Origin of the sequence: Sinorhizobium sp. M4_45 (assembly GCF_002885915.1) — a bacterium.
GTDB lineage: Bacteria > Pseudomonadota > Alphaproteobacteria > Rhizobiales > Rhizobiaceae > Sinorhizobium > Sinorhizobium meliloti_A.
The window spans coordinates 49676-72019 of the sequence record NZ_NWVE01000006.1 but is presented as its reverse complement, the minus strand read 5'-3'; the positions used below and the strand labels follow the sequence as shown (position 1 = coordinate 72019).

General features: G+C 58.4%; 27 protein-coding genes. 19 read left to right on the top strand and 8 right to left on the bottom strand.

The features are described 5' to 3' along the window. Positions 1 to 25: 25 nt before the first annotated feature. The gene (locus CN933_RS17505) at positions 26 to 715 is read left to right on the top strand and encodes an aspartate/glutamate racemase family protein (protein ID WP_102762171.1); all 690 of its coding nucleotides are present in this window, start codon (positions 26 to 28) and stop codon (positions 713 to 715) included. A 51-nt stretch (positions 716 to 766) separates the two neighbouring features. On the opposite strand, the gene CN933_RS17500 is transcribed toward CN933_RS17505, so the two are convergent. Further along, the gene (locus CN933_RS17500) at positions 767 to 1678 is read right to left on the bottom strand and encodes an AraC family transcriptional regulator (RefSeq protein WP_102761888.1); all 912 of its coding nucleotides are present in this window, start codon (positions 1676 to 1678) and stop codon (positions 767 to 769) included. 91 nt (positions 1679 to 1769) lie between these two features. On the opposite strand from CN933_RS17500, the gene CN933_RS17495 reads away from it, so the two are divergent. The 8 genes from CN933_RS17495 (at position 1770) to CN933_RS17460 (ending at position 7013) form a co-directional block, all read left to right on the top strand. Further along, positions 1770 to 2597, top strand: coding sequence for an oxidoreductase (locus CN933_RS17495; RefSeq protein ID WP_102761887.1), 828 nt, complete (start codon positions 1770 to 1772; stop codon positions 2595 to 2597). Between the two features lie 55 nt (positions 2598 to 2652). Continuing rightward, positions 2653 to 3243, top strand: a complete 591-nt coding sequence (locus tag CN933_RS17490; RefSeq protein ID WP_003519161.1) for a TetR/AcrR family transcriptional regulator — start codon at positions 2653 to 2655, stop codon at positions 3241 to 3243. A gap of 67 nt (positions 3244 to 3310) precedes the next feature. Further along, a complete protein-coding gene (locus CN933_RS17485) occupies positions 3311 to 3937 on the top strand; it encodes a hypothetical protein (RefSeq protein WP_020808321.1) in 627 nt (208 codons plus the stop codon). Between the two features lie 110 nt (positions 3938 to 4047). Then, entirely contained in the window at positions 4048 to 4902 is an 855-nt protein-coding gene (locus CN933_RS17480) for a cytochrome b/b6 domain-containing protein (RefSeq protein ID WP_102761886.1), read from the top strand. Then, positions 4899 to 5675, top strand: coding sequence for a molybdopterin-binding protein (locus tag CN933_RS17475; RefSeq protein WP_102761885.1), 777 nt, complete (start codon positions 4899 to 4901; stop codon positions 5673 to 5675). The genes CN933_RS17480 and CN933_RS17475 overlap by 4 nt, the downstream gene beginning before the upstream one ends. Before the next feature lie 34 nt (positions 5676 to 5709). Beyond that, the gene (locus tag CN933_RS17470) at positions 5710 to 6039 is read left to right on the top strand and encodes a hypothetical protein (protein ID WP_102761884.1); all 330 of its coding nucleotides are present in this window, start codon (positions 5710 to 5712) and stop codon (positions 6037 to 6039) included. A gap of 51 nt (positions 6040 to 6090) precedes the next feature. Continuing rightward, entirely contained in the window at positions 6091 to 6675 is a 585-nt protein-coding gene (locus tag CN933_RS17465) for a hypothetical protein (protein ID WP_102761883.1), read from the top strand. A 41-nt stretch (positions 6676 to 6716) separates the two neighbouring features. Next, positions 6717 to 7013: a chorismate mutase gene (locus CN933_RS17460; protein WP_102761882.1), complete on the top strand. Its 297-nt coding sequence runs from the start codon at positions 6717 to 6719 to the stop codon at positions 7011 to 7013. A 66-nt stretch (positions 7014 to 7079) separates the two neighbouring features. Here the strand turns inward: CN933_RS17460 and CN933_RS17455 are convergent, their stop codons facing one another. Next, on the bottom strand, positions 7080 to 7943 hold the full coding sequence (locus tag CN933_RS17455) for a LysR family transcriptional regulator (RefSeq protein WP_102762169.1): 864 nt from the start codon (positions 7941 to 7943) through the stop codon (positions 7080 to 7082). Between the two features lie 107 nt (positions 7944 to 8050). Between CN933_RS17455 and CN933_RS17450 the strand changes: the two genes are divergently transcribed. The 7 genes from CN933_RS17450 to CN933_RS17420 all read left to right on the top strand — a co-directional run bounded on the left by CN933_RS17450 (position 8051) and on the right by CN933_RS17420 (position 13740). Next, positions 8051 to 8875: an oxidoreductase gene (locus CN933_RS17450; RefSeq protein WP_102761881.1), complete on the top strand. Its 825-nt coding sequence runs from the start codon at positions 8051 to 8053 to the stop codon at positions 8873 to 8875. Between the two features lie 46 nt (positions 8876 to 8921). Further along, on the top strand, positions 8922 to 9770 hold the full coding sequence (locus CN933_RS17445) for an alpha/beta fold hydrolase (RefSeq protein WP_102761880.1): 849 nt from the start codon (positions 8922 to 8924) through the stop codon (positions 9768 to 9770). A gap of 65 nt (positions 9771 to 9835) precedes the next feature. Then, complete coding sequence (locus CN933_RS17440) at positions 9836 to 10366, top strand: VOC family protein (protein WP_102761879.1); 531 nt, start codon at positions 9836 to 9838, stop codon at positions 10364 to 10366. Continuing rightward, positions 10363 to 11097, top strand: a complete 735-nt coding sequence (locus CN933_RS17435; protein WP_522954411.1) for a L,D-transpeptidase — start codon at positions 10363 to 10365, stop codon at positions 11095 to 11097. Before CN933_RS17440 ends, CN933_RS17435 begins: the two co-directional genes overlap by 4 nt. A gap of 105 nt (positions 11098 to 11202) precedes the next feature. Beyond that, positions 11203 to 11961 (top strand): alpha/beta fold hydrolase, encoded by a 759-nt coding sequence (locus CN933_RS17430; protein WP_102762165.1) that lies wholly within the window; start codon positions 11203 to 11205, stop codon positions 11959 to 11961. Positions 11962 to 12371: 410 nt separating this feature from the next. Continuing rightward, complete coding sequence (locus tag CN933_RS17425; RefSeq protein ID WP_102761878.1) at positions 12372 to 13019, top strand: LysE family translocator; 648 nt, start codon at positions 12372 to 12374, stop codon at positions 13017 to 13019. A 304-nt stretch (positions 13020 to 13323) separates the two neighbouring features. Further along, complete coding sequence (locus tag CN933_RS17420; protein ID WP_210204019.1) at positions 13324 to 13740, top strand: RidA family protein; 417 nt, start codon at positions 13324 to 13326, stop codon at positions 13738 to 13740. A 174-nt stretch (positions 13741 to 13914) separates the two neighbouring features. Here CN933_RS17420 and CN933_RS17415 read toward each other — a convergent pair whose 3' ends face one another. After that, complete coding sequence (locus CN933_RS17415; RefSeq protein WP_102761876.1) at positions 13915 to 14661, bottom strand: pirin family protein; 747 nt, start codon at positions 14659 to 14661, stop codon at positions 13915 to 13917. A 65-nt stretch (positions 14662 to 14726) separates the two neighbouring features. Beyond that, positions 14727 to 15302: an isochorismatase family protein gene (locus CN933_RS17410; RefSeq protein WP_102761875.1), complete on the bottom strand. Its 576-nt coding sequence runs from the start codon at positions 15300 to 15302 to the stop codon at positions 14727 to 14729. A gap of 137 nt (positions 15303 to 15439) precedes the next feature. Here CN933_RS17410 and CN933_RS17405 point away from each other — a divergent pair, with 137 nt between their 5' ends. Next, positions 15440 to 16324, top strand: a complete 885-nt coding sequence (locus tag CN933_RS17405; protein WP_102761874.1) for a LysR family transcriptional regulator — start codon at positions 15440 to 15442, stop codon at positions 16322 to 16324. 11 nt (positions 16325 to 16335) lie between these two features. Here the strand turns inward: CN933_RS17405 and CN933_RS17400 are convergent, their stop codons facing one another. After that, positions 16336 to 16665 carry a winged helix-turn-helix transcriptional regulator gene (locus tag CN933_RS17400; RefSeq protein ID WP_102762163.1) on the bottom strand — a complete coding sequence of 110 codons (330 nt, stop codon included), beginning with the start codon at positions 16663 to 16665 and terminating at the stop codon, positions 16336 to 16338. 109 nt (positions 16666 to 16774) lie between these two features. On the opposite strand from CN933_RS17400, the gene CN933_RS17395 reads away from it, so the two are divergent. Continuing rightward, entirely contained in the window at positions 16775 to 17770 is a 996-nt protein-coding gene (locus tag CN933_RS17395; RefSeq protein ID WP_102761873.1) for an NADPH:quinone reductase, read from the top strand. Positions 17771 to 17791: 21 nt separating this feature from the next. Here the strand turns inward: CN933_RS17395 and CN933_RS17390 are convergent, their stop codons facing one another. Then, on the bottom strand, positions 17792 to 19210 hold the full coding sequence (locus CN933_RS17390; protein ID WP_102761872.1) for an aldehyde dehydrogenase family protein: 1419 nt from the start codon (positions 19208 to 19210) through the stop codon (positions 17792 to 17794). Positions 19211 to 19309: 99 nt separating this feature from the next. Between CN933_RS17390 and CN933_RS17385 the strand changes: the two genes are divergently transcribed. Then, positions 19310 to 20176, top strand: a complete 867-nt coding sequence (locus CN933_RS17385) for a LysR family transcriptional regulator (protein ID WP_180980751.1) — start codon at positions 19310 to 19312, stop codon at positions 20174 to 20176. Positions 20177 to 20278: 102 nt separating this feature from the next. Here the strand turns inward: CN933_RS17385 and CN933_RS17380 are convergent, their stop codons facing one another. Both CN933_RS17380 and CN933_RS17375 read right to left on the bottom strand, forming a co-directional pair. Next, a complete protein-coding gene (locus CN933_RS17380; protein ID WP_102761870.1) occupies positions 20279 to 21121 on the bottom strand; it encodes an alpha/beta fold hydrolase in 843 nt (280 codons plus the stop codon). A gap of 208 nt (positions 21122 to 21329) precedes the next feature. Beyond that, on the bottom strand, positions 21330 to 22283 hold the full coding sequence (locus tag CN933_RS17375) for an MBL fold metallo-hydrolase (RefSeq protein ID WP_102762161.1): 954 nt from the start codon (positions 22281 to 22283) through the stop codon (positions 21330 to 21332). Between the last annotated feature and the right edge of the window lie 61 nt (positions 22284 to 22344).

The following is a 22344-nucleotide window of genomic DNA, read 5'->3' as shown; positions in this document are numbered from 1 at the left end:
CTAACGTATGAACATGGAGAAGCATTTGAAGACCATCGGCATACTTGGCGGAATGTCCGCGACATCAACCCAGATTTATTACCGAGAACTCTGCAGGCTTACCCGCGATAGCCTGGGAGGACTTCATTCTCCCGAGCTTCTCATACGGTCTGTCGACTTCGACGAAATCGAAAAGTTGCAGGCATCCTCCGATTGGGACGCGGCGGGCCGAATCCTCAATGAACATGCTATCGCGCTGCAGCGCGGAGGTGCCGACCTCCTCATCCTGGCGACGAATACCATGCACAAGGTGGCGGACAACATCGTGGGCGGGGTGTCGATCCCGTTCGTGCACATCGCGGACGCGACTGCAACCGCTATCCTCGACCGCGGTTTCCGGAGACCGGGTTTGATGGCAACGGCCTTCACCATGGAGCAGACCTTCTACACCGACCGCCTCATCGCTCAGGGGCTGTCGCCAACGATCCCTGAAGCTGATGATCGAACAGAAACCCATCGTATTATCTATGAAGAGCTGTGCCGCGACATCGTTCGCGAGGAGAGCCGCTTGGCCTATGAACGGATTGCGCAGCGTCTGGTCGACAAAGGCTGCGACTGTCTTATCCTCGGCTGTACCGAGGTGGGTATGCTGTTAAACCAGGATAACGTAGGCGTTCCCGTCTTCGACACGACCCTCATTCATTGCAAAGCCGCCCTTCAAGCCGCTTTACAATGACATGTTGTGTTCTGACGGTCGATCGATCGTGATAACGGTGAGGGGCAATGGTCAAACCTGTTCGCCCAGGTGATGCCGGACCCACTTCGCTTCTTCAGATGCGGTACGCCCGAAATGCCGTCTGAAGTCGCGGCTGAATTGCGCCGGGCTGACATAGCCCACTGACGCCGCCACCTCTGCAATTGTTGCAGTCTGGCGGGCGATCATCAGTCTCGCTTCATGGAGCCGCATCGCCTTCACATATTGCATCGGACTTGAGCCGGTCAGGTTCTTGAAATGGACGTGATAGGAAGGAACGCTCATACCCAAGTCTCTCGCAAGATCCGCGACGGCGATTTCACTGCTGTAGTTCTCCCGCAGCCATGCCACGCTCTGAAGCAGTTTTCCGGACGTCCCTTTTCGCTGAAGGGCCGCGATAACCGCGCTACCTTGCGAGCCAACCATCACGCGGTAATGCAGTTCACGCAGAATAGAGCTCCCGAGCACGGCGACATCGACCGGGTTGCCGAGCGCCGTCAGTAAGCGAAGCAGGACGTCTTCGATATCGCTGTCCATTCTGCTCGAGAGCAGCCCTCTCGGTTTGGCGTCTGCGGGACCTGCGAGTTCTTCCACCTGCAGAGCGATCTCCGTCGCCATCTGCATATCGAACTCCAGATAGACGGCAAGCAATGGCCGCTGTGGACTTGCCTTTGAAGTCATTCGGAATGGAACCGGTACCGAGACAGCGAGATAATGATCCTCGTCATAAAGGTAGACGTCGCCTTCGAGGATTCCGTATTTGCTTCCCTGTAATACGAAGACCGCCCCCGGCTTATAGAGAACCGGAACGTCATCGAGCACCGCCTCGGTGCGAAGGATACGGACACAACTGATCGCAGTCTGATTGTAGCCGAGGCGAGGAGCCAGTTGCCCGGCCACGGCGACGAGCCGGTCATGGGCGACGGACTGCTTTTCAGAAATCATAGGATTAGGCAAAACAATTAGAGGATCCGCAATCGAGTTCAGTTGGCGTTGAGATTATCTGTCATCCACGGTTAATCAAGGAGTTTTAGAAATGTCGAGCAAAACGTTTTTCATAACAGGGGCGAATTCGGGCTTCGGATTGGCGATCGCCACTGCCGCAATCGAAGCCGGTCACACCGTCATCGGGACCGTCCGCTCCGAAGCCTCGCGCGAAACGCTGGCAAAGAGCCTCCCGGAACTGCGCCCGGTCCTTTGCGACGTCACCGATTTCGACCGCATCCCTGACGTCGTCCAGCAAGCGGAGGACGAACACGGGCCAGTCGACGTGCTGATCAACAATGCCGGATACGGTCACGAGGGCGTGCTCGAGGAATCGCCACTTGAAGAGATGCGACGTCAGTTTGACGTGAACGTGTTCGGCGCCGTGGCTGTGGCCAAGGCATTTCTTCCGAGGTTCCGTGAGCGCCGAAGCGGCTTTATCGTGAACGTCACGTCGATGGGCGGTATGATCACCATGCCCGGCATCGCATATTACTGCGGCAGCAAGTTCGCGTTGCAGGGTATTTCAGAGGTCATGCGGTCGGAAATGGCGCCGTTTGGTGTGCACGTAACAACCCTTTGCCCCGGCTCGTTCCGGACGGACTGGGCAGGCCGTTCCATGGTCCGCACAGAGCGTTCCATTGCTGACTATGATACCCTGTTTGATCCGATCCGCGAGGCGCGTCAGGCAGTGAGCGGCAAGCAGCTCGGAAATCCGCAAAAGCTCGCCGACGCGGTGCTGACCCTCATCGAATCTGAAAATCCCCCGCCGCAACTTCTCCTTGGCAGCGATGCGCTTAGACATGTAACGGCGCGGATCGAACGCCTGACCCAGGAAATCGAAGCTTGGAAGAGTGTGACTGTCTCCACAGACGGCTAACGCAAACCCAAAATTTGCTGTTGACGATCTGCCTACTAGAAGGTAGACAAGCTGCATGAGCAATCTTTCGACCACCTCGGACGACATTCTGGCGTCCACCCGACACCTTCTGATAAGCGGCGGCTACAATGGCTTCAGCTACGCCGATATCTCGGAGATTGTCGGTATCCGCAAAGCAAGTATTCATCATCATTTTCCCAGCAAGGTCGATCTGGTGCGTGAGCTGGTCAAGCGCTATCGGGAGGATGGCCAGGCAAGCGTGGCAGTCCTTGAGCAGAAGGTTCCGAATGCTCTGGACATCCTCAAGGCTTATGCAAACCACTGGGCTGCATGCATTGAGGATGCCAGCAGACCCTACTGTGTCTGTGCTATGCTTGCCAGTGAACTGCCATCCCTCCCCACGGAAGTCGCAACCGAGGTTACGAACTTTTTTCGCTTCATCTCTTCGTGGCTGGCTTCGGTCATGGAGCGAGGTTCCAAGCAGGGCGAGCTGAGTCTTACCAGTGCGCCGCATGTCGAAGCCGAAACATTTCTGGCAACCGTCTACGGGGCAATGCTTTCGGCGAGAGCCAATGGGAAGCCGGAAGTGTTCTCAATGATACTCGAACCTGCCCTCAATCGTCTCACGCCGACGGTTTCTCACTAATCCTGCGTGGCAAGGCTACTCGGGTCAATCGCGTCCATCGAAACTACCAACTAGTAGGAAGATAAAAATGAGAAATACTTTCCCAGCCTTGGCCCTCGGGCTGACAAGCATCCTTTCTGTAACTGTCCTTTCGGCACCCGCATCTGCCGAGGATAAGAAAGCCGCGCCGATCCATGTCCGCGGCAGCATCGTCGACTACCAGGGGTCAACGCTCAAAGTGAAGACCCGCGAAGGGGAGACAATGGACGTCGCGCTTGCCGACGACTGGAAGCTGGCAGGCGTCGCGAATGCCAAGGTCACCGACATCAAGCCGGGAGATTTTGTCGGCATTGCATCCCTACCAAAGGCCGATGGTGGCGATGGCGCACTTGAGGTCCTGATTTTCCCGCCGGCAATGAAAGGCACAGGCGAGGGGAGCTACGGTTGGGATCTGAAGCCGGACAGCAGCATGACCAATGCGACGGTCGCGGATGCCGTTAAAGGCGTCGATGGCCGGACTGTCACCGTGACCTATCATGGCAAGGAAAAGAAGATCGCCATTCCGGATGGGACACCGGTCGTGACCATCGCCGCGGCCACGAAGGATGATCTCGTTCCTGGCGCCGTGGTCTTCATCACAGCTGAAAAAGCTGCAACAGGCCCGATCGCCCACCAGGTGGTCGTCGGCAGGAATGGCGTGGTTCCCCCCATGTGAAGACCACGCCGCCACTGGCCGGAGCGGCCGCCTTGCTGCTTCGGCCAGTGACTAGAAATCGGCGACGCCTGATCTGCAGCCGTAACATGTCAACGATGAAAGACGCTGAGATGAGCGCAAACGCTTCCAACGACAATGTTGAATATCCACGGACGATCTTTATCCGCCGGCACTCCGTTGTGACCCGTGTCACGCACTGGCTGAACGTGCTTTGCCTGAGTTTCCTTCTTTTGAGCGGGCTGCAGATCTTCAATGCCCACCCAGAGCTTTATTGGGGTCATTATGGCGCGAACGGCGATCCCGCCGTTATGACAATAGGCTCCGATGACGGCGGCCGTCAGCCGCGCGGTTTCGTACGTATTGCCGGGTTGAAGATCCCCACGACGGGCGTGCTTGGCGTTTCTCAGGCTGATGGCGAACAGGTCTCACGCGCTTTTCCCTCCTGGGCAACCATCCCTTCATTCCAGGATCTTGCCGCCGGACGTCGCTGGCATTTCTTCTTCGCCTGGCTGTTTGTGATCAACGGCATTGTCTATCTCGGCTTCAGCGTGCTCAGCGGACATTTCCGCAAAGACCTCGCGCCAAAGCCCCATGAGATCTCGCCGCGCCACCTCGGCCGCGAAATCCTCGACCACGCTCGGCTCCGCTTTTCGGAAGGGGAGGAGGCCAAACACTACAATGCGCTTCAAAAGCTCACCTATCTCACCGTTATTGTCGTCCTCCTGCCTCTGATGGTTTTGACAGGCCTGACCATGTCACCGGGCGTCGATGCCGCTCTGCCCGCCTTGATCGAGATTTTTGGCGGACGTCAATCTGCGCGTACCATTCATTTCGTCACCGCATCGGCTCTGGTGCTGTTCGTCATCGTGCATGTGGCAATGGTGGTCCTGTCCGGGACCTGGAACAACATCCGCTCGATGATCACCGGACGCTATGCGATCCAGGAGAAAGGCCCGAAATCATGAGCAAGCTTTTCACCCGACGCCGCTTTCTCATCGGCGGCACGCTCGGGGCCAGCGCCCTTACTCTCTCGGGTTGCGACCTCTTGGACCAGAACGCAGACGTCGCAAAAGTCCTTCGCTCAGCTGAGCATCTGACCATGAAAGCCCAAAGACTGCTTCAGGGGCGCGATTCACTGGCGCGCGAGTTTGACGAAAAGGACATTTCCCCCTCCTTCCGTGTCAATGGAACGAGTGCTCCCGACAGCGATGAATATGCGGAGCTGCTGGAAGGTCACTTCGCAAACTGGCGACTGAAGATCGACGGTCTTGTTGATCGGCCTCGAGAGATTTCGCTCAGAGATCTGAAGGCGCTTCCGTCCCGCACCCAGATCACCCGCCATGACTGTGTCGAAGGCTGGAGCGCCATCGGCAAATGGAGAGGCGTTCCGCTCGCCCATCTGTTGCGCCTCACCGGGGTCAAGCCAACGGCGCGCTACGTCGTATTGCATTGTGCCGACGAGCTCGAAAAGACGCTTGATGGCAGCGGCCGCTACTACGAGAGCATCGATCTCATCGACGCGGTTCATCCTCAAACCATCCTCGCCTACGAGATGAACGGCCAGGACCTCAGCGTCGGCCACGGGGCGCCCTTGCGTCTCAGAGTCGAGCGGCAGCTGGGGTACAAACAGGCCAAGTACATCATGCGCATCGAACTGGTCGACAGCTTCGCCGACCTGTGGGGCGGGAATGGCGGCTATTGGGAAGATCGCGGCTACGAATGGTACGCCGGCTTCTAAGGCCATCAAATGGTGAACCACAGGAAAACAATCCATGAGCCGACGGAAAGTCCAGAAAGTGATGCCGATTTCAGCAATTGCGCCTTCACGACAGGTCGAAACCAACCAAACCAGTTCGATCCTTTCAGATCCTGACGGCCGATGGGTGGCCAGGCGGCAGGAGGCGATCAGCGATGCCTTCGAGAAAAGCGTGTGTATCAAGGGTGCCCACGGCGGCGGGGCCAAGGTTTCCTCTCAAGGCGGCTCGCATGACCTCGATAGTTCCGAAATGTCGGTCGGGAAACTCTCCGGCGAAAGCGATCGGATCGGCCGTACTGAATGGGACGAGAACACCCTCTTCGGCAAACATGTCGTCTTCATCTGACGACGCCTGCGCGAACCATCAATCAACCAGTTCGGAAAGTGGAAGAAAACAATGTCGAACAACCAGACCTCCCGTGCCCCGCGCGGTAACGACCAGTGGCTGAAGCAATATTACTTTACCAGAGCGGCCTTCTCAGTGCTGTGGGTCGCGGCTGCTTTGACGGCCGGACGGCATTCCTTTGCGGTGGCTGCCGCACTGCTGATCGTCTATCCCGCTTGGGATGCAATCGCGAACGTTATCGATGCCGCGAGGAGCGGTGGTCTTGCCGCCAACCGGAGCCAAGCGATCAACGTCGCAGCGAGCTCGGTCATGACGATAGCCGTGATCGTGGCGTTGACAATGAACATGAACTGGGTTCTCGGCGCTTTCGGTCTATGGGCAATCTTTTCAGGGCTATTGCAGCTTGGGACCGCCGTGCGGCGTTGGAAAACGAGTGGAGGCCAGTGGGCGATGATTTTGAGCGGTGGCCAATCCGCTTTGGCCGGCGCGCTCTTCATCTTCCAGGCGCAAATGCCGCAGGAGCCTTCTATCGCAACCGTTGCGGGCTACGCTGGCGTTGGGGCATTCTACTTCTTGGTTTCGGCAATTTGGCTGACGATCGCCCTGTCGCGTCGCAGTATGCATCCCATTTCATAAGCGCTACCTCGCGCCAATAAAACCGCTTGGAAAATATTCAAATGACGACAGATGACGCGGCAGGGCAACTTGCTTCCTATCGGGGGACCATCGACAATCTGGATACAGCTCTCCTCTATATCCTGGCCGAACGCTTTCGCTGTACCGAGCTAGTCGGCCACTTGAAAGCCGAACAGGCGATGCCGGCGATCGATAATGAGCGAGAGCGACGCCAATTGGATCGACTGATGAGGATCGCCAATGATGTTGGTCTCAGTCGGCGCTTTGTCGAAGGGCTGATGACAATGATCGTGGGCGCTGTGGTGGAGCGGCACAGGGAGATTGCGGCCAAGAAGTAAGTTGTCTGTCGCGGCTGTCCTAGCGCAGCCGTGATCGGCGGGGGAAATCGATCTTTTTCGCACGGCTTACCACGCAGGGGCGCTTGTGAGGTGGTCCGAGACGGTTGAGATAAATGCCCGAAGACGCTGAAGACGTCGCAGGTCCCGGTGATATCCCATCCAGATGTCTCGCGCCGGCGGGGGCTTAGGTAGTTCCAGTCTGCGGATACCTGGGATTTGATTGCCCACGACGCGGGGCAGGACGGCGATCCCAACGCCCTGCTTGCACATCCGCCCCTGGACGTTTCGGTTGTTTGATCGCAGCACGGGTCTTGCGTTCGGGAAACTCTCGGCGAGCCAGGCTATGTCGGGGAACTGCCCGGTCGAAGTATCGTGGGTGATCAGCCGGAAGCCAGACCCGTCGCCATATTTGGGGTCAGGCGACTCCTCGGCGATGTAGACGCTGTATTCGAGCCTGAAGAGCCGCCGTTGGATGACATCGGCAGTGTCGAACGGAACGATGCGAAAGGCAACGTCGGCCTCCCTTTGCGCGAGGTTGAACAGGCGAGTGCCGGTTAGGATCTCGACGTCTACATTGGGGTAGGCTTTCGAGAAATCTGCCACGATGGGAGGTAGGACATAGGCCCCGAACCAGTCTGCTGACGAGATGCGCAGATTGCCTTTGAGGTTTTGCTCCTGCCCGGCGAGCCGGCGCTCCATGGCCAGCGCGCCTTCTTCCATCTGCTCTGCCAGAGTGATGATTCCATGGCCTTCCTCGGTCAGCACGAGACCGTCCGCGGTCCGCTGGAAGAGCGTGTGGCCGATCGCCTCCTCGAGGGCACGCAGCCGTCTGCCGACGGTGGGATGGCTTGTACGAAGAGCACGCGCAGCGCCGCCGAGCGTGCCGGATCGCGCAATCGCAAGGAAGATTTTTACGTCACTCCATTCCACGGCCAAACCCTTACAAAAATGAACATCGAGAATGCAAAACTGTGACTTCAAGTACAGATCTAAACACCTAGATTCAAGTCATGTTCGAAAACAAGCGGAGAAACGTCATGAAAACATGGTTCATCACAGGCTGCTCGAGCGGCTTCGGACAACGGCTCGCGATGGCTGCGGCACAGCGGGGCGATCGGGTCGTCGCAACGGCCCGCAGCGTCAACTCGATCGAAGAAATGGCTCGGCCATTTGACGGCCGCATGATCACCTTGCCGCTCGACGTGACAGATGCGGCGGCGGCCAATACCGCGGTCGCAAAGGCCGTCGAGACATTTGGGGGTTTTGACGTGCTGGTGAACAATGCCGGCTACGGACTGTTTGGGGCGCTCGAGGAGGGCACGCCCGAAGAATATCGACCGATGTTCGAGGTGAACGTTTTCGGTCTTATCGAAACCACCAGAGCAGCGTTGCCGACCTTGCGACGTTCGGGCGGAATGATCGTCAACATGTCGTCCGGCGCAGGGATCGCGGGCAGCGGCGGTGCAGCATATTACAATGCCGCCAAGTTTGCGGTTGAAGGGGTTTCCGAGGCGCTCGCGGGTGAACTGAAGCCGTTCGGCGTCCGCGTACTAGTCGTCGAGCCTGGGCCGTTTCGCACCGATTTCCTCGGCCGTTCGATCACGATGGCGGCCAAGGAGATGCCGGAATACGCTGAGAGTTCGCGCAGGCACTATCGTGAAGCCAACAACGGTAATCAAGCAGGCGATCCCGACAAGGCGGTTGCAGTGATCCTGCAGGCGGTCGATGCGGATGATGCCCCGCTTCATCTGCCGCTTGGGCCCGTCGCGCATTCAATCGCTGAGCGAAAGTTGGCTTCGTTTCGCCGTGATATCGACACCTGGCGCGACATCTCGATCGTGACCGATTTCGATCAGCCCTGAGCTGGTCGTTAGCTCTGTTTAACATCAACATCGACGGGAAAGAGTTATGATCCCAACATTGGAAGGGTTTGCCCAGCAGCTGGTGCCGGTGAATGGCATCAAGATCAATGCCGTCACGGGCGGCTCCGGTCCCCCGATCCTTCTGCTTCACGGTTGGCCGGAAACCTGGTGGGAATGGCACCACGTCATGCCGCTGCTGGCCGAACATTTTAGCGTGGTGGCGATTGATCTGCGCGGTGCGGGTTTTTCAGACTGCCCGCTTGACGGCTATGACAAGGCGACGATGGCGCGCGACGCGCATGAGGTCATGCTTTCCCTTGGGCATCAACGCTATGCCGTGTGTGGCCATGACATCGGCGGAATGGTCGCATTGCCGCAGGCCGCAATCTATCGAGATGCGATTACTCACCTTGCCGTCCTCGATGTTCCGCTTCCCGGCTGGAGCCAATGGGAGGCGACGACGGCAAAGATCTGGCACTTCGCGTTCCATGCCAATCGGGATCTGCCGGAACGCCTGATTTATGGCCGCGAATATGACTATGTTTCGGCCTTCATGGCGGAGCGGTTTTACGATCACAGCACATTTAATCCTGAAGACATCGACATCTATGCGAAAGCAATGGCACTTCCTGGTCGCACGCGCGGTGGCATGGAATGGTACCGCACACTAACCGCCGACCATGCGGCCGCGCTCGAATACAAAAAGCAACCGCTCCGGATTCCGGTTTTAGGTCTCGGCGGAGAGCAGCGTTTTGGTGCTCACATGGTCCCGATGCTCAAGGAGTTCGCCACAGATGTAACGGGCGGCTCGATTGCCCGCTGCAGTCACTATGTGGCAGACGAGCGCCCCGATGAAGTGGCCGCCGCTCTCATCGATTTCCTCAAGGCCAAGTGAACTCCGCGATCCGGGCAAATTGAGTCCGATCGCGTTCATCGATTCAACAAGAAAGGAAAACTATAATGACCGCACCTCAAATTCGCGGCGTCAATCACATCGGCATCACAGTGCCCGATATCGAGGCAGCAAAATCGTTCCTGGTGGAAGCCTTTGGCGGCCAGGTGATCTACCAATCGTTCGGGCCGCAGGATCCGGCCAGGGAGGGACCCGAGTTCGAGCGGGCCACTGGTGCCTACCCGGGAACGGTTGTGCGTGCGCAGGCGATGGTCAAGATCGGATCCGGGCCTGACATCGAGCTCTTCGAAATGCACGGCCCCAAACAAGCGCAGCCGGTTACACCGAGCGACTTGGGCATTACGCATTTCGGTGTCTATACCCACGACATCGACGCATCGGTAGAGCGCTTTGAGAAGGCCGGCGGAACAGCCCTCACGGCACCACGCGCTATTCCCTACGCAACCGAAAAAGGTCCTGGAAACAAGGTCTGCTATTGCCGCACGCCGTGGGGCACGATGATTGAGTTTATCACCACGCCTGATCGCATGGCCTATCATGACCAGACGGATCTGCGCAGATGGCAGGACGAGGAATGAGCGTGAGCTTTGATACCTCGTTATCTCGCCGCAGCCTTCTGTCGCTTTCGGCGATGGCTGCGGCCTCGGCCGTGGCAGGTTGCACGTCAACCTCCGGAGCCGGCCGGATGCTGGATCCGCAGCCGACGCGCCTCCTGGATCGGGTTCGCCCTGTGCAGATTGCGGCCGCGCCGACAGATTCCGAACTTGCGGTCATTTACGGCCCCATTGAAGATGGTGGTTTCCTGATACCAGCGGTTCCCTACAAACAGATTGATCCGCGCTATTACCGTCAACAGGTCATTGATCCGACTGGGGAAGCGCCTGGCACCGTCGTCGTCGATACCCCCTCACGCTTTCTCTATCTCGTCCAGCCGGGTGGGACCGCGATGCGCTATGGTGTCGGGATCGGCCGCGAGGGATTTGCCTGGCAGGGCGATGGCGTCATTCAATGGCGTCAAAAATGGCCGCGCTGGAAGCCGCCGAACGAGATGGTCGCGCGTCAACCGGAACTTGCGAAGTATTCGATCGAGAATGGCGGCATGGAGCCGGGCTTGAAAAATCCGCTCGGTGCGCGAGCGCTTTACATCTTCTCCGGCGGCCAGGACACACTCTATCGTCTGCACGGCAATCCGCAATGGCGCTCGATTGGCAAGGCCGTTTCGTCCGGCTGTGTGCGCCTGCTCAACCAGGACATTATCGACCTCTATGAACGCGTCCCGCTCAAGGCTCCAATTGTCGTCAAGCAGTAAGCGCAAGCGATCATGTCCATCCCTCCCTGGACCAGGGAAGACAGGTCCTTCAGCGCTTTCAAAGCCTCCGCAATTCCACGCACAGAACTCAAGGAACTACCGACCATGTCCAACTTCAGTAAAGCGGCCGTTGGCCTCATTGCCGTGCTTTTGTCTTCCGCTGTCCTAACAGCCCCAGCCTTAGCGGACGCGCGCAACATCGTGCTTGTCCATGGCGCGCTCGTGGATGGTTCGGGCTGGCGCGGCGTTTATGACATCCTGACCCGCGACGGCTATCATGTCAGCATCGTCCAGCAGCCACTGACAAGCCTGGATCAGGACGTTGCAGCCACGAAGAGCGTGCTTGATCAGCAGGACGGGGACGTCGTTCTCGTCGGCCACAGCTATGGGGGCACGATCATCACGGCAGCAGGTGATGATCCCAAGGTCAAGGCACTAGTCTATGTTGCGGCACTGCAGCCAGAAAAGGGCGAAAGCACCGCACAACTGCTCCAATCGATGCCGTCACCCACCAACGATATCAAGCCGACAAAGGATGGCTTCCTGCTTATCGACCCGGCAAAGTTCGCGGCTGATTTCGGAGCGGATCTACCCAAAGAGCAGGGCGAGTTTATGGCCCGGTCTCAGATGCCTGTCGCCATCGCGGCCACCAGTGCACCCGTGTCTATTGTCGCCTGGCACGACAAGCCTAGCTACGGGATTGTTGCGAAGGACGACATGACGATCAATCCGGACCTTGAGCGCTGGATGTACAAGCGCGCCGGTTCAACGGTGACAGAGATCGACGGTAGTCACGCCATTTACACATCGCAGGCCGCAGCAGTTGCGAAGGTAATCGAGGGGGCCGCGGAAGCTGTCGATTGACAGTAAAAGAGCGCTGTAGTCTCTGCAAATTCGCCAACTGAATTGCATTTGGAATGTAACGCAGTTTGCGAGTTTGCACGCGCGCTTTGTCAGTGATGTGATCGCCGCACCAAGGATAAATGTTGTCATCAGAGAGACCACGCAGTCCATCATCGCGTTCTAAAGCCTCGTGTCGTCGCTGGCCCTCAATTTGGATCGCGATGGAAGATACAGCAGGAGCGCACTCCGATGATTGTAGCGCGTATCGGATTTGGATCCCTAGTCGGATGCTGTTACGCATATATGTTTGCCCCGGGGGGCACTGTGCCCGATAACTTCGTCATAACTCGAACTCCTGCGTGTGATGCAGGTCGAAGAACGACCGCACGCAGTACGCTCCGAATTTCTACCCGAACCTCAAGGTCGTCGCCATGTCCATCCCTCTGCATCAGTACTTCATATTTATCTCTATCGTCACAATGATCGTGGTAACGCCAGGACCTAACCTTGCTCTGCTGCTAGCCAATTCTCATAGCAATACGAAGTTGACCGGCTTCGGGATGGTAGTTGGGTTTGCCGCAGCCATCGTTTCCCATGCCGCGTTGGCACTTGTTGGAGTGGGGGCGGTGATCGCAGCGTCGGCAATATTGTTCACGGTGCTGAAACTCTTGGGCGCAGCCTATCTCATTTGGCTGGGGATTAAATCGCTCTTGTCGCTGCGACGTCTGGATGCACCTGTCATAAATCCAAGCCGGGTTTCAGTGAGCTTGACAGCTCCGAAAGCCTTCGTTCGCGGGTATCTCAGCAACTTCCTCAATCCCAAACCGGCGATCTTTTACGTTGCGGTGTTCCCCCAATTCTTGGAGGGCCACCAACAGGACGTGCTTGCAAATGGCGCCGCGCTTGCACTCACACATGCCCTGATCGCTCTAGGTTTCTACGGCGTAGTTGTCCTCCTTATCGGCAGCGTGACTGGTTTTCTCAATCGCCCGCACGTCGCCAGAAGGATCAAAACGATCTCCGGAACGGCTTTGATTTTGCTAGGCGGTCGCTTGTTATTGGCAAAGAGCCCGGCATGATCGTGTCAACCTAATCCGGGGCCCAAGAGTTCCAGCATGAGGGGAGGAACGGTTTCGGCTTGACGGACTACATTTGCGGGTCATGCGACAGCCTAATTTGAAGCAGAGGGCACCACGTCGGGAGCAGCATCTTTCATGTTGACGAGGGCAAAGTGCTATCAGCTAAAGCAGCCGATCATGCGAAAAACGCGCTGAGAAGTCACATTTATGTGCCTACGCGGCTTGCATACAACGACCGCCTCGCGCCAGTTGCATTCACTTGGTCAACTTGGTTTAGCCGATGCGGATGAAGAAAGGATCATTAGTGGAACGCGAAATTATCGTGCCGGTGGCAATGAAGTCCATTGTGGAGCGGGCAGGCTATGCCCCTGCAGTACGCGTCGAAAATCTGGTTTTCTGCGCGGGCCAGATTGGACGTGATGCCAACATGGATGTCATCAACGACCCGGAGAAGCAGTTCGAGGCGTGCTGGGACAACTTAGCTACAGTTTTGTCAGCGGCAGGTTGTAGTTTCGAGGATGTCGTCGAAATGACGACATACCACGTCGGATTGCAGCAGCACATGGATACCTTTCGCAAGGTAAAGGACCGGATTTTCCCCCGCGGAACATGTGCCTGGACTTGCATTGGAGTCTCTGAACTTGCCCATCCCGGTCTCCTTGTGGAGATCAAGGTTGTGGCAGCGGTATCTTCGCGCTGGTTCCCCAAACTGGAAGAATAACAAGGTCGGCGCAGCGAATGCACGACGGGTCGCGGGTTCATAACCTGTCAAGAGCGTAAGCCCAGAGCCTTAACGTGAATATTGAGCAGAACGATGACGCCGTGTGGGGACCTCGACGTGGTGGTCGAGATGACGCCGAGGCCGGCAAGCGAGGAGTGATCGAGGCCTGCATCTCTAGACGCGGCGCCTCTGGTTCCCACTGAACATGCCACCTCGGTAAACCTCCGCCGCAGGATCCATCGAGAACAGCAAGACGTCTGATTCAGCCCATGCGGTAAGATCGTCATAGGCAGCGGTCGAAAATACGCTTTCCCCTTCCGATATGACCTCGCCCGCGATGGCGACCTTTCCACTGTAGACGTAGAGCAAGGTATTTCTTCCAGTTTCCTCGGCCGGCAGCCGCAGATGGACCCCTTCAGCGATACGGGCGTCAAAGACGCGGACGTCAGATCTGACCTTCAACGGTGCAGCGCTCGGTCCGGCGATAAGCCGCCAGCGATCGACGCTGTCTTCCTGCGGAAATTCATGGAACTGTACCATCGGCTCCAGATCGGGAGCGTTTGGTCGCAGAAATATCTGTAGCGCGCGCACCGGACGATCACCGAGCATCAGTTCTTCGTGTTGGAACGTATGACCGGCGTTCATCATCATGAAGTGGGTCTTGTCGAGTTTCTTTTCGTTCCCGACCGTATCGCGATGGAGCATCTCGCCGCCGCGAATGTAAGTCAGGATCTCGTCGTCCTTGTGGGGGTGCATACCGATCAGCTGACCCGGCTGCACCTGGGCGCGATCGATCCGTCCGATCGGGCCGATACCGGTGTCGTCCGACGTTAGCGTCTGGCCGGGATACAGGATCTCGACGCCGAAGCCTTGGCTGAAGTCGCCGAGCATCCGGCCCGCGGGAATCTTGGTGATGGTCATTATGGTGCTCCCTTCATCCGTGCGCGGGCTCTATGGCCCGCGCCGAACGTCCCCGCTGTGCGCGCTCAATGATAGTTCAGGATGCCGACTAGCTTCTGACCGAGCGGGCTCGTCCAGTCGACGGCAAGCTCGGAGATGATCTGGTCGACAGTGGTGATGATTGCGCCGGCCTTTTCCATGCGGCGTAGGGCGATGTCGTCGCCGTATTTGGTGTAGGAAGCCGACGCGTCGGCCGAGACCTGGACCTCGTAGCCTTCGTCGAGCATCTGCAGGACCGGAAAGGTGACACAGATCTCAGTCGTCACGCCGGCAACGAACAGCTTCTTGCGACCGGTCGCTTTGACCGCCTGGTTGAAGCCGTCGTGGTGCATGGCGTTGACGATGCCGGGACGCTTGATGCGTGCTTCAAACGCTTCGGGCAGGATTGCTTCGAGTTCCGGCAGCAGCGGGCCCTGGATCTGGTCTTCCATGCTGGAGGTCAGGATCGTCGGAATCGCAGCGGCCTTGGCGATGCGGGCAAGCTTCAGCGCGTTCTGCTTGACCAGGTTGATGTCGTGCGAGTGCGTCCAGGCCATCGTACCGATCTGGTGGTCGATCAGCAGCATGGCGGAACTCTCGGGGGTGAATACGTCCTTATGCATTGTCGTGCTCCTTTTTCTGTCGGCGGTGGTTGGTGAAGTCGTTTCGATCCGCTCGATGATTGAAATTTATCGTTGCGATTGGCGGCACGGTAGCTCTATGGTAGGCCACTCTGTGGAACGAAAAATGGAACACTGGGATGATCAGCTTCGAGGACATGCAGACGTTCGTTGAGGTGGCGGACGGGGGTGGCATCACGGTGGCCGCGCGGCGTCTCGGCCTGCCGAAGTCGATCGTCAGCCGGCGGCTCGTTCGGCTTGAAAGCGAGCTCGGCGTTCAGCTCCTGGCACGGACGACCAGAGGTGCATCCCTCACCGAAGCTGGCGCCACCTTCCGCGAGCACGCCGCCCGCATGTGCCTGGAGATGGACGTCGCACGCGAGGAGATGCTGCCGACCGGAGATCTGCGGGGACGCCTTCGCGTGGCGGTCCCATCGTCCTTCGGTCCTGGGCACTTCGCCCCGGCACTGGCCGAGCTCGCCCGCCTGCATCCGCTCCTGCAGATCCACGCGCATTACAGCGACCGCTACGTCGATCTGGTGGCGGAAGGCTTCGACTGCGGCATCCGCGTCGGATACCTGCAGGATTCGAACCTGACTGCGCGCAAGATTGGCGCCTTTGCGGCAGGCCTTTTTGCAAACCCGGGGTATCTGCGTGTTCACGGCGTTCCGCATAAGCCGTCAGATCTTCTCGAACATCAGGCCATCCTGCAGGGCACCGAAAGCTGGAAGGTCTCCGATGGGAACCGGACGGCGGTCGTCAACGGTCAGGGACGCTTCAAGGCGGACAGCGCTGCGGGCATCGCCGAAGGGACGGCGGCGGGGCTTGGCGTCGCAGCGCTACCCGTGGTGATCGCTCAGAATTACCTGGAAGCCGGAACCCTCGTGCCGATCATGTCGGATTACAGCCTGCCGGAGATCGGCGTCTACATCGTGCGGCCGCCGGGATCGCACGTGTCGCGGAAGGTTCGGGTTCTCATCGATTTCTTTGTCGAGAGGTTCTCGGCGAACGCTCGGACTGGCTAGCGCAGAAAAGTCTAAGAGTGTGTCGCCGAATGCCGCTCCTGAAACGCCACACCCCAGTCGCGCATGGCCATCAGCACGGGCGCGAGCGTCTGCCCGAACGACGTTAGAGAGTATTCAACGCGCGGCGGAACCTCGGCGAAGACTTCGCGGGCGACGATCCCGTCGGCTTCGAGCTCGCGAAGCTGCATCGTCAGCGAACGCTGGCTCGGGTCGCCTACCAGGCGGCGCAGCTCACCGAATCTACGCGGACCGTCCAGGAGGCGGTAGATAATCATCGGTTTCCACTTGCCGCCGGCGACATCGACAGTTGTTTCGACGGGGCATTTCCGACCTGAAACCATCATGTCCGCTCCAATAGTGTACTTTCTATCTCTATGGGCAGAAACGTTGCCTACTTGCAAGTTCGCCTGCGTCGCCCGTAGTTGGAGGCAACTATTTCAGAGGTGCGCCATGCGAGCTGCATTTTACGACCGACAAGGATCTGCAAAAGAGGTGCTGTCCATCGGCGAGCTACCCGATCCGCAGCCGGGAGCCGGAGAGGTTCGGGTGAGGGTGGTTGCGTCAGGCATCAATCCCTCCGACATCAAGGCGCGAATTGGATTTGGCGGCAAGCTCATGCCGTTTCCGCGGATCGTGCCGCATCAGGACGGAGCCGGCATCATCGACGCCGTCGGTCCCGGCGTGCCGCCGTCGCGCGTCGGCGAGCGCGTCTGGGTCTACATGGCGCAATGGGGCCGCGCGTCCGGGACGGCGGCGGAACTTGTTGTCGTTCCCTCCGCGCAGGCTGTCAGGCTGGCCGACAACGTATCCTTCGAAATCGGGGCGTCGCTCGGCGTCCCTGCGATGACCGCGCACCGCTGCCTGTTCGCCGACGGAGACCTGCGCGGCAAGCGGGTTCTTATTCAGGGCGGAGCGGGCGCCGTGGGTAACGCGGCAATCCTTCTTGCCAAATGGGTGGGGGCGTGGGTGGCGGCGACTGTGAGCCGCGAGGAGCAGGCCGAGGTCGCGCGAGCGGTTGGTGCCGACCTTGTGCTCAACCGTCACGATGAGGATGTCTCTCAGGCGCTACGATCGGCGACCGGCGGCCATGGCGTCGATCGCATCGTAGACGTCGATATCTCCGCCAACATCGACGTAGCAATCGCCTCTCTCGCCCGCGACGGAGTCGTCTCGGCTTATTCGACTGAATCGCCAGACGCGAAGCTGACGATCCCGTTCTTCCCGGCGCTGCTGGGCGGCTTCTCGTTCCGGTTCGTCTATGTCTACACCATGCCGGAAGCCGCGATGTGGTATGCAATCGAGGAGGTTTCGGCCTGCGCCGCATCGGGGGCATATGCTCCGCGGATCGCGAAGACATATGCGCTTGACGAAGTGGCCGAGGCACACGAGAGGCAGGAGAGCGGGAAAGCTGTCGGTAAGGTTCTCCTCCGAATTCAGAACCCGTGATGCGATCCCATCAAGCTCAGCTCATGAGGCGATGACGGCTTTTGGCTCCAGGAACGCCTCGAGGCCGAACACGCCATACTCGCGACCGATACCCGATTGCTTGAAACCGCCGAAAGGAGCGAGCGGCTCGTGCGGCGCGCCGTTGACAACGACGCGGCCGCACTCCAGTCGATCCGCGAGCGCCTGCATGCGTGCAGAGTCGGTGCCATGAAGATAGGCCTGAAGCCCGTACTGGGTGTCGTTTGCAATCGACACGGCCTCGTCCTCGTCGCGATAGGGGATCACCGACAGAACCGGCCCAAATATCTCCTCACGCGCGATGCGCATCTGGTTGTCGACATCCGTAAATATGGTCGGCTTCGTGAACCAGCCACGATCCATTCCAGCAGGCCGTCCGAGCCCGCCCGTCAGAAGACTGGCACCCTCTCGCGTTCCTAGTTCGATATAGGACTGAACTCGATCGTACTGCTTCTGACTGACCATCGGGCCAATCATCGCATCCGGATCGTCCGGCGCACCGACCTTGAACGTCTCGATCTCCTGCTTCAACCTGCGCAGAACCTCATTGATCCGATGTTTGGGCACCAGAATACGGGTACCGGCAATACACGCTTGGCCGCTGTTGATGAGCCCCATCCGCAGTACTGCGGGAATAGTCGCGTCGAGATTGGCATCATCGAGAATAATGTTCGGACCCTTGCCGCCGAGTTCCAACGTCACGCGCTTGAAGGTCTCCGCCGCATTGCGCATGATTTCCCTGCCGACCGCGGTAGAGCCGGTGAACGTCACCTTGGCGACGTCCGGATGCCGGCTGAGTTCCGCGCCGACGACATTGCCAAGTCCGTTGACGATGTTGAAGGCGCCCTTCGGCAAACCCGCTTCATGAAGGCACTCAGTCAGGATCTGCGTCTGTAGCGCGCTCATCTCGCTGGGTTTTATAACGATGGTCGAGCCTGCGGCGATGGCGGTCGCGAGCTTTGAGGTAATGAAGCCGATATTGCTGTTCCAGGGCGTGATGGCAGCGGCGACGCCAGAGGGCTGCATGACGACGCGGGCGCGGCCAATCTGCCGCTCGAAATCATAATTCTCCAAGACATTTTCTATAGTTAGGAAGCTTGAAGCAGCATGCGGGATGGCGAAGCGAGTAAACGTCTGCGGAGCACCATATTCGAGCGCCATCGCTTCGGTGAGATCGGTGACCCGCGAGGCGACTGCCGCGTTCAACCGCTTCAGTATCTCGATGCGTTCTGCCTTCGTCGTGCGTGAGAATGTGGGAAAGGCGCGCTTTGCAGCCGCCACCGCTTCCCGTGCATCTTCGACGCTACCCAGTCTGACCGTTCCGATCTTCTCTTCCGTCGAGGGATTATGGAGATCGGCCGTCTCGGTTGCGCGAGGCGTAACGAACTGCCCGTCGATATAGATCTTGTCGATGTCGTACATTTCAAACTCCTTTCGGCTGTTCCGTCATATCTGGCATTTCAGGACTGTCCTGATAAGTTGGCCAAAAGCACTCAGCCTGATAGGGGATTACGGACAATGATGCGTGGCTCGCTCGCTGAACTAGAGGCGGTTATGGCCGTCTCGTCCCGAGGTGGGTTCCGGGCAGCGGCTCGCGAACTAGGGATCTCCTCGTCCTCCCTCAGCCAGCAGATCGCTGCGCTGGAGACGCGCATGGGCGTCAGGCTGTTCAACCGTTCGACCCGGAGTGTGGTCCTTTCAACCGCAGGAGAGCAATTTGTCGCAAGCGTCGGACCGGCGCTGGAGGCGATCCGTAGCGCTGTCAATACATCGGTCGGCGCGACACGGATGATCCTGACGCCGCTGATCTTGGAATATATGCAACGGAACCCGCAGATGGCGGTGGAGGTCGTAACCGAAGGGGCGCTGGTCGACGTAAATGCCAAGGGCTTCGACGCTGGAATCAGGATCCGAGAAGCTGTTCCTCCCGACATGGTGGTTGTCCCGATCGGCGACAGTATCGACCCGGTCATCGTTGGGTCTCCCGATTACTTCCGCCGCTATGGAAAGCCGCAGGTCCCGGCAGATCTTCAGCTCCACAGGTGCATCCGTGCGCGGATGGCGAGTGGAACCATCTATCGCTGGGAGTTCGAGCGGCGAGGCGAGAGCTTTGCGCTCGACGTTCCAGGCAAGCTCGTGCTCGACGATAGCGACCTGATGCTCCGGGCTGCCCGCGACGGAGCCGGACTCGCCTATCTGAACGAATGGCAGGTCAGGGACGACCTTGCTGCCGGAAGGCTGCAGCAGGTTCTGGCCGAATGGACCCCGCCCTATCCGGGCCTATGTTTATACTATCCCGGCCGACGCAATATCCCGGCAAAGCTCCGCCGGCTTGTCGACTTGATCCACGAGATTAGGCAAAGCGGTGATATCGACAGATCGTCTTGAATTCGATGTTTCGTCGAGCTCGCATTGAATTTCGAGCCAACTCTCAGTGGAGTCGAAAGGAGAGAGGGCGCAGGTAGCGAATCTCTCTCCTTCCAGCACAATTTAACTCTGGATGAATGCGAGCATGTCAGCGTTCAGAACATCAGGATTGGTCGCAAGCATACCGTGCGGATAGCCTGGATAGACCTTCAAGGTTCCGTTCTTCAGAAGCTTCACGGCAAGTTCTGCGGACGCCTTGACGGGAACGATCTGGTCGTCATCGCCATGCAGGACGAGAGTGGGCACCGAAATCTTCTTCAGGTCCTCGGTCTGATCGGTTTCCGAGAACACCTTGATCCCATCATAATGGGCCTTGGCGCCGCCAATCATGCCCTGGCGCCACCAGTTCTGGATGAGGCCCTGCGAGATTTTTGCGCCTTCCCGGTTAAAGCCGAAGAAAGGACCTGTAGGAAGGTCGAGATAGAACTGCGCCCGATTGTCGGCCAGTGCCTTGCGGAGGCCGTCGAAGACTTCGATCGGTGTTCCGTCGGGGTTGGAAGGTGTCTTCAACATCAGCGGCGGGATCGCGCTCACGAGGATAGCCTTGGCCACACGACCCCGCGGCTCGCCGAAGTTGGCGACATAGCGGGCGGTCTCGCCACCACCTGTCGAGTGGCCGATATGGACGGCATTCTTGATATTGAGATGCTCATAAACCGCTGACGCGTCGGCAGCATAATGATCCATGTCATGACCGTCGCTGACCTGCTGCGACCGACCATGCCCGCGCCGGTCATGAGCGATCACGCGATAACCCTTCGACAGGAAGAACAGCATCTGGTTGTCCCAATCATCGGACGACAGGGGCCAGCCATGATGGAATACGATCGGCTGGGCGTCCTTCGGCCCCCAATCCTTGTAAAAGAGGTTTACGCCGTCTTTGGTAGTGATGAATGCTTCTGTCATTGTCGTTTCTCCTTATTGGATGGTTTGTGCGTTGCCTGATGCGGCAAACGCTGGGATACCAGAGGCCAGCAGCAGCGCTGAGCCTCCGAGCAGAACGTCTCGACGTGAGACGTTAAATGGTTGATCTTCGGTCATATTAGTCCTCATGGTGGATGGCATGGTGCCGATTGCTTCTGAGATCAGAAGTCGGTTCGAGCGGCGATTTTCTTCAGACACCTTTGTAGACAAGGCGCGTGAAGAAGGCGGGGCTGATAATCGCTTTGCCCCATTCATCGTCGAACGCCTCAGTCGGGTTCGCTGCAACCGTTTCCTCGACAGACCGACCCGCTGATTTCAGCCTTGCGACATTGTCCCTGATGGTCGCCAGCATCTCGTGATAATGCTTCAGACCGTCGAGCGTGCTGAGCGGCTTGCCGTGACCTGGAATGATGACGGTATCCGCATCCACCGCAGCGATGACTTTCGCTGACGCTGCAATCGTTCCATCTATGCTCCCGCCAGTCGAATAGTCGATAAAGGGATAAAGGCCGTTCCAGAAGATGTCCCCGACGTGGATGACGTTTGCTTCCTCGAACTTAACGGAGATGTCGCTGTCCGTATGCGCCGGGCGATAGGCGGTGATACCGATCTTCGTACCTTCGAGCTCCAGCACCTTGTCGCTTGTGATCAGGGTCGCAGGAATCGCGCCAGAGGGTGAAGGTGGGAAATCGAAATTCCAGTCATCAACGCGCTGGGCCTCAAGCAGGTGGCGGCGCGTGTTCTCATGAGCAATGATTGCGGCGCCCACAGAGTGCAGCCATTCGTTTCCGTCGGTATGGTCGAAGTGCCAATGGGTGTTGATAAGATGCCTGACAGGTTGATCCCCCAGCTTCGAAAGAGCCTGTTCGATCCGAGTGCGAGTTGCCGTGATACCGGCATCGACGAGGACCTTCCCCTGCTTACCGGTTAGAACGGCAATGTTGCCGCCCGATCCCTCCAGTACGGCAATGTTGGCGCGCACCGGATAGGTCGTGATGTCAGCCCGGGACGCTGCATCCCTTAGGGAGTCCACGATGGTTCCGGATTTGGCGAGCGCGTTCGACGCCAGGAAAGGAGCAGCAGCGAATGTTGCTAGGGCCCCGGTTAGAAGAGTGCGGCGACTGACGTAAGGTGTGTTGGCGATGTTCACGGCGAAGTTCCTTGTTGCCTGAGAAGATGGCCAGACAATACGCTTGCTGCCGCAA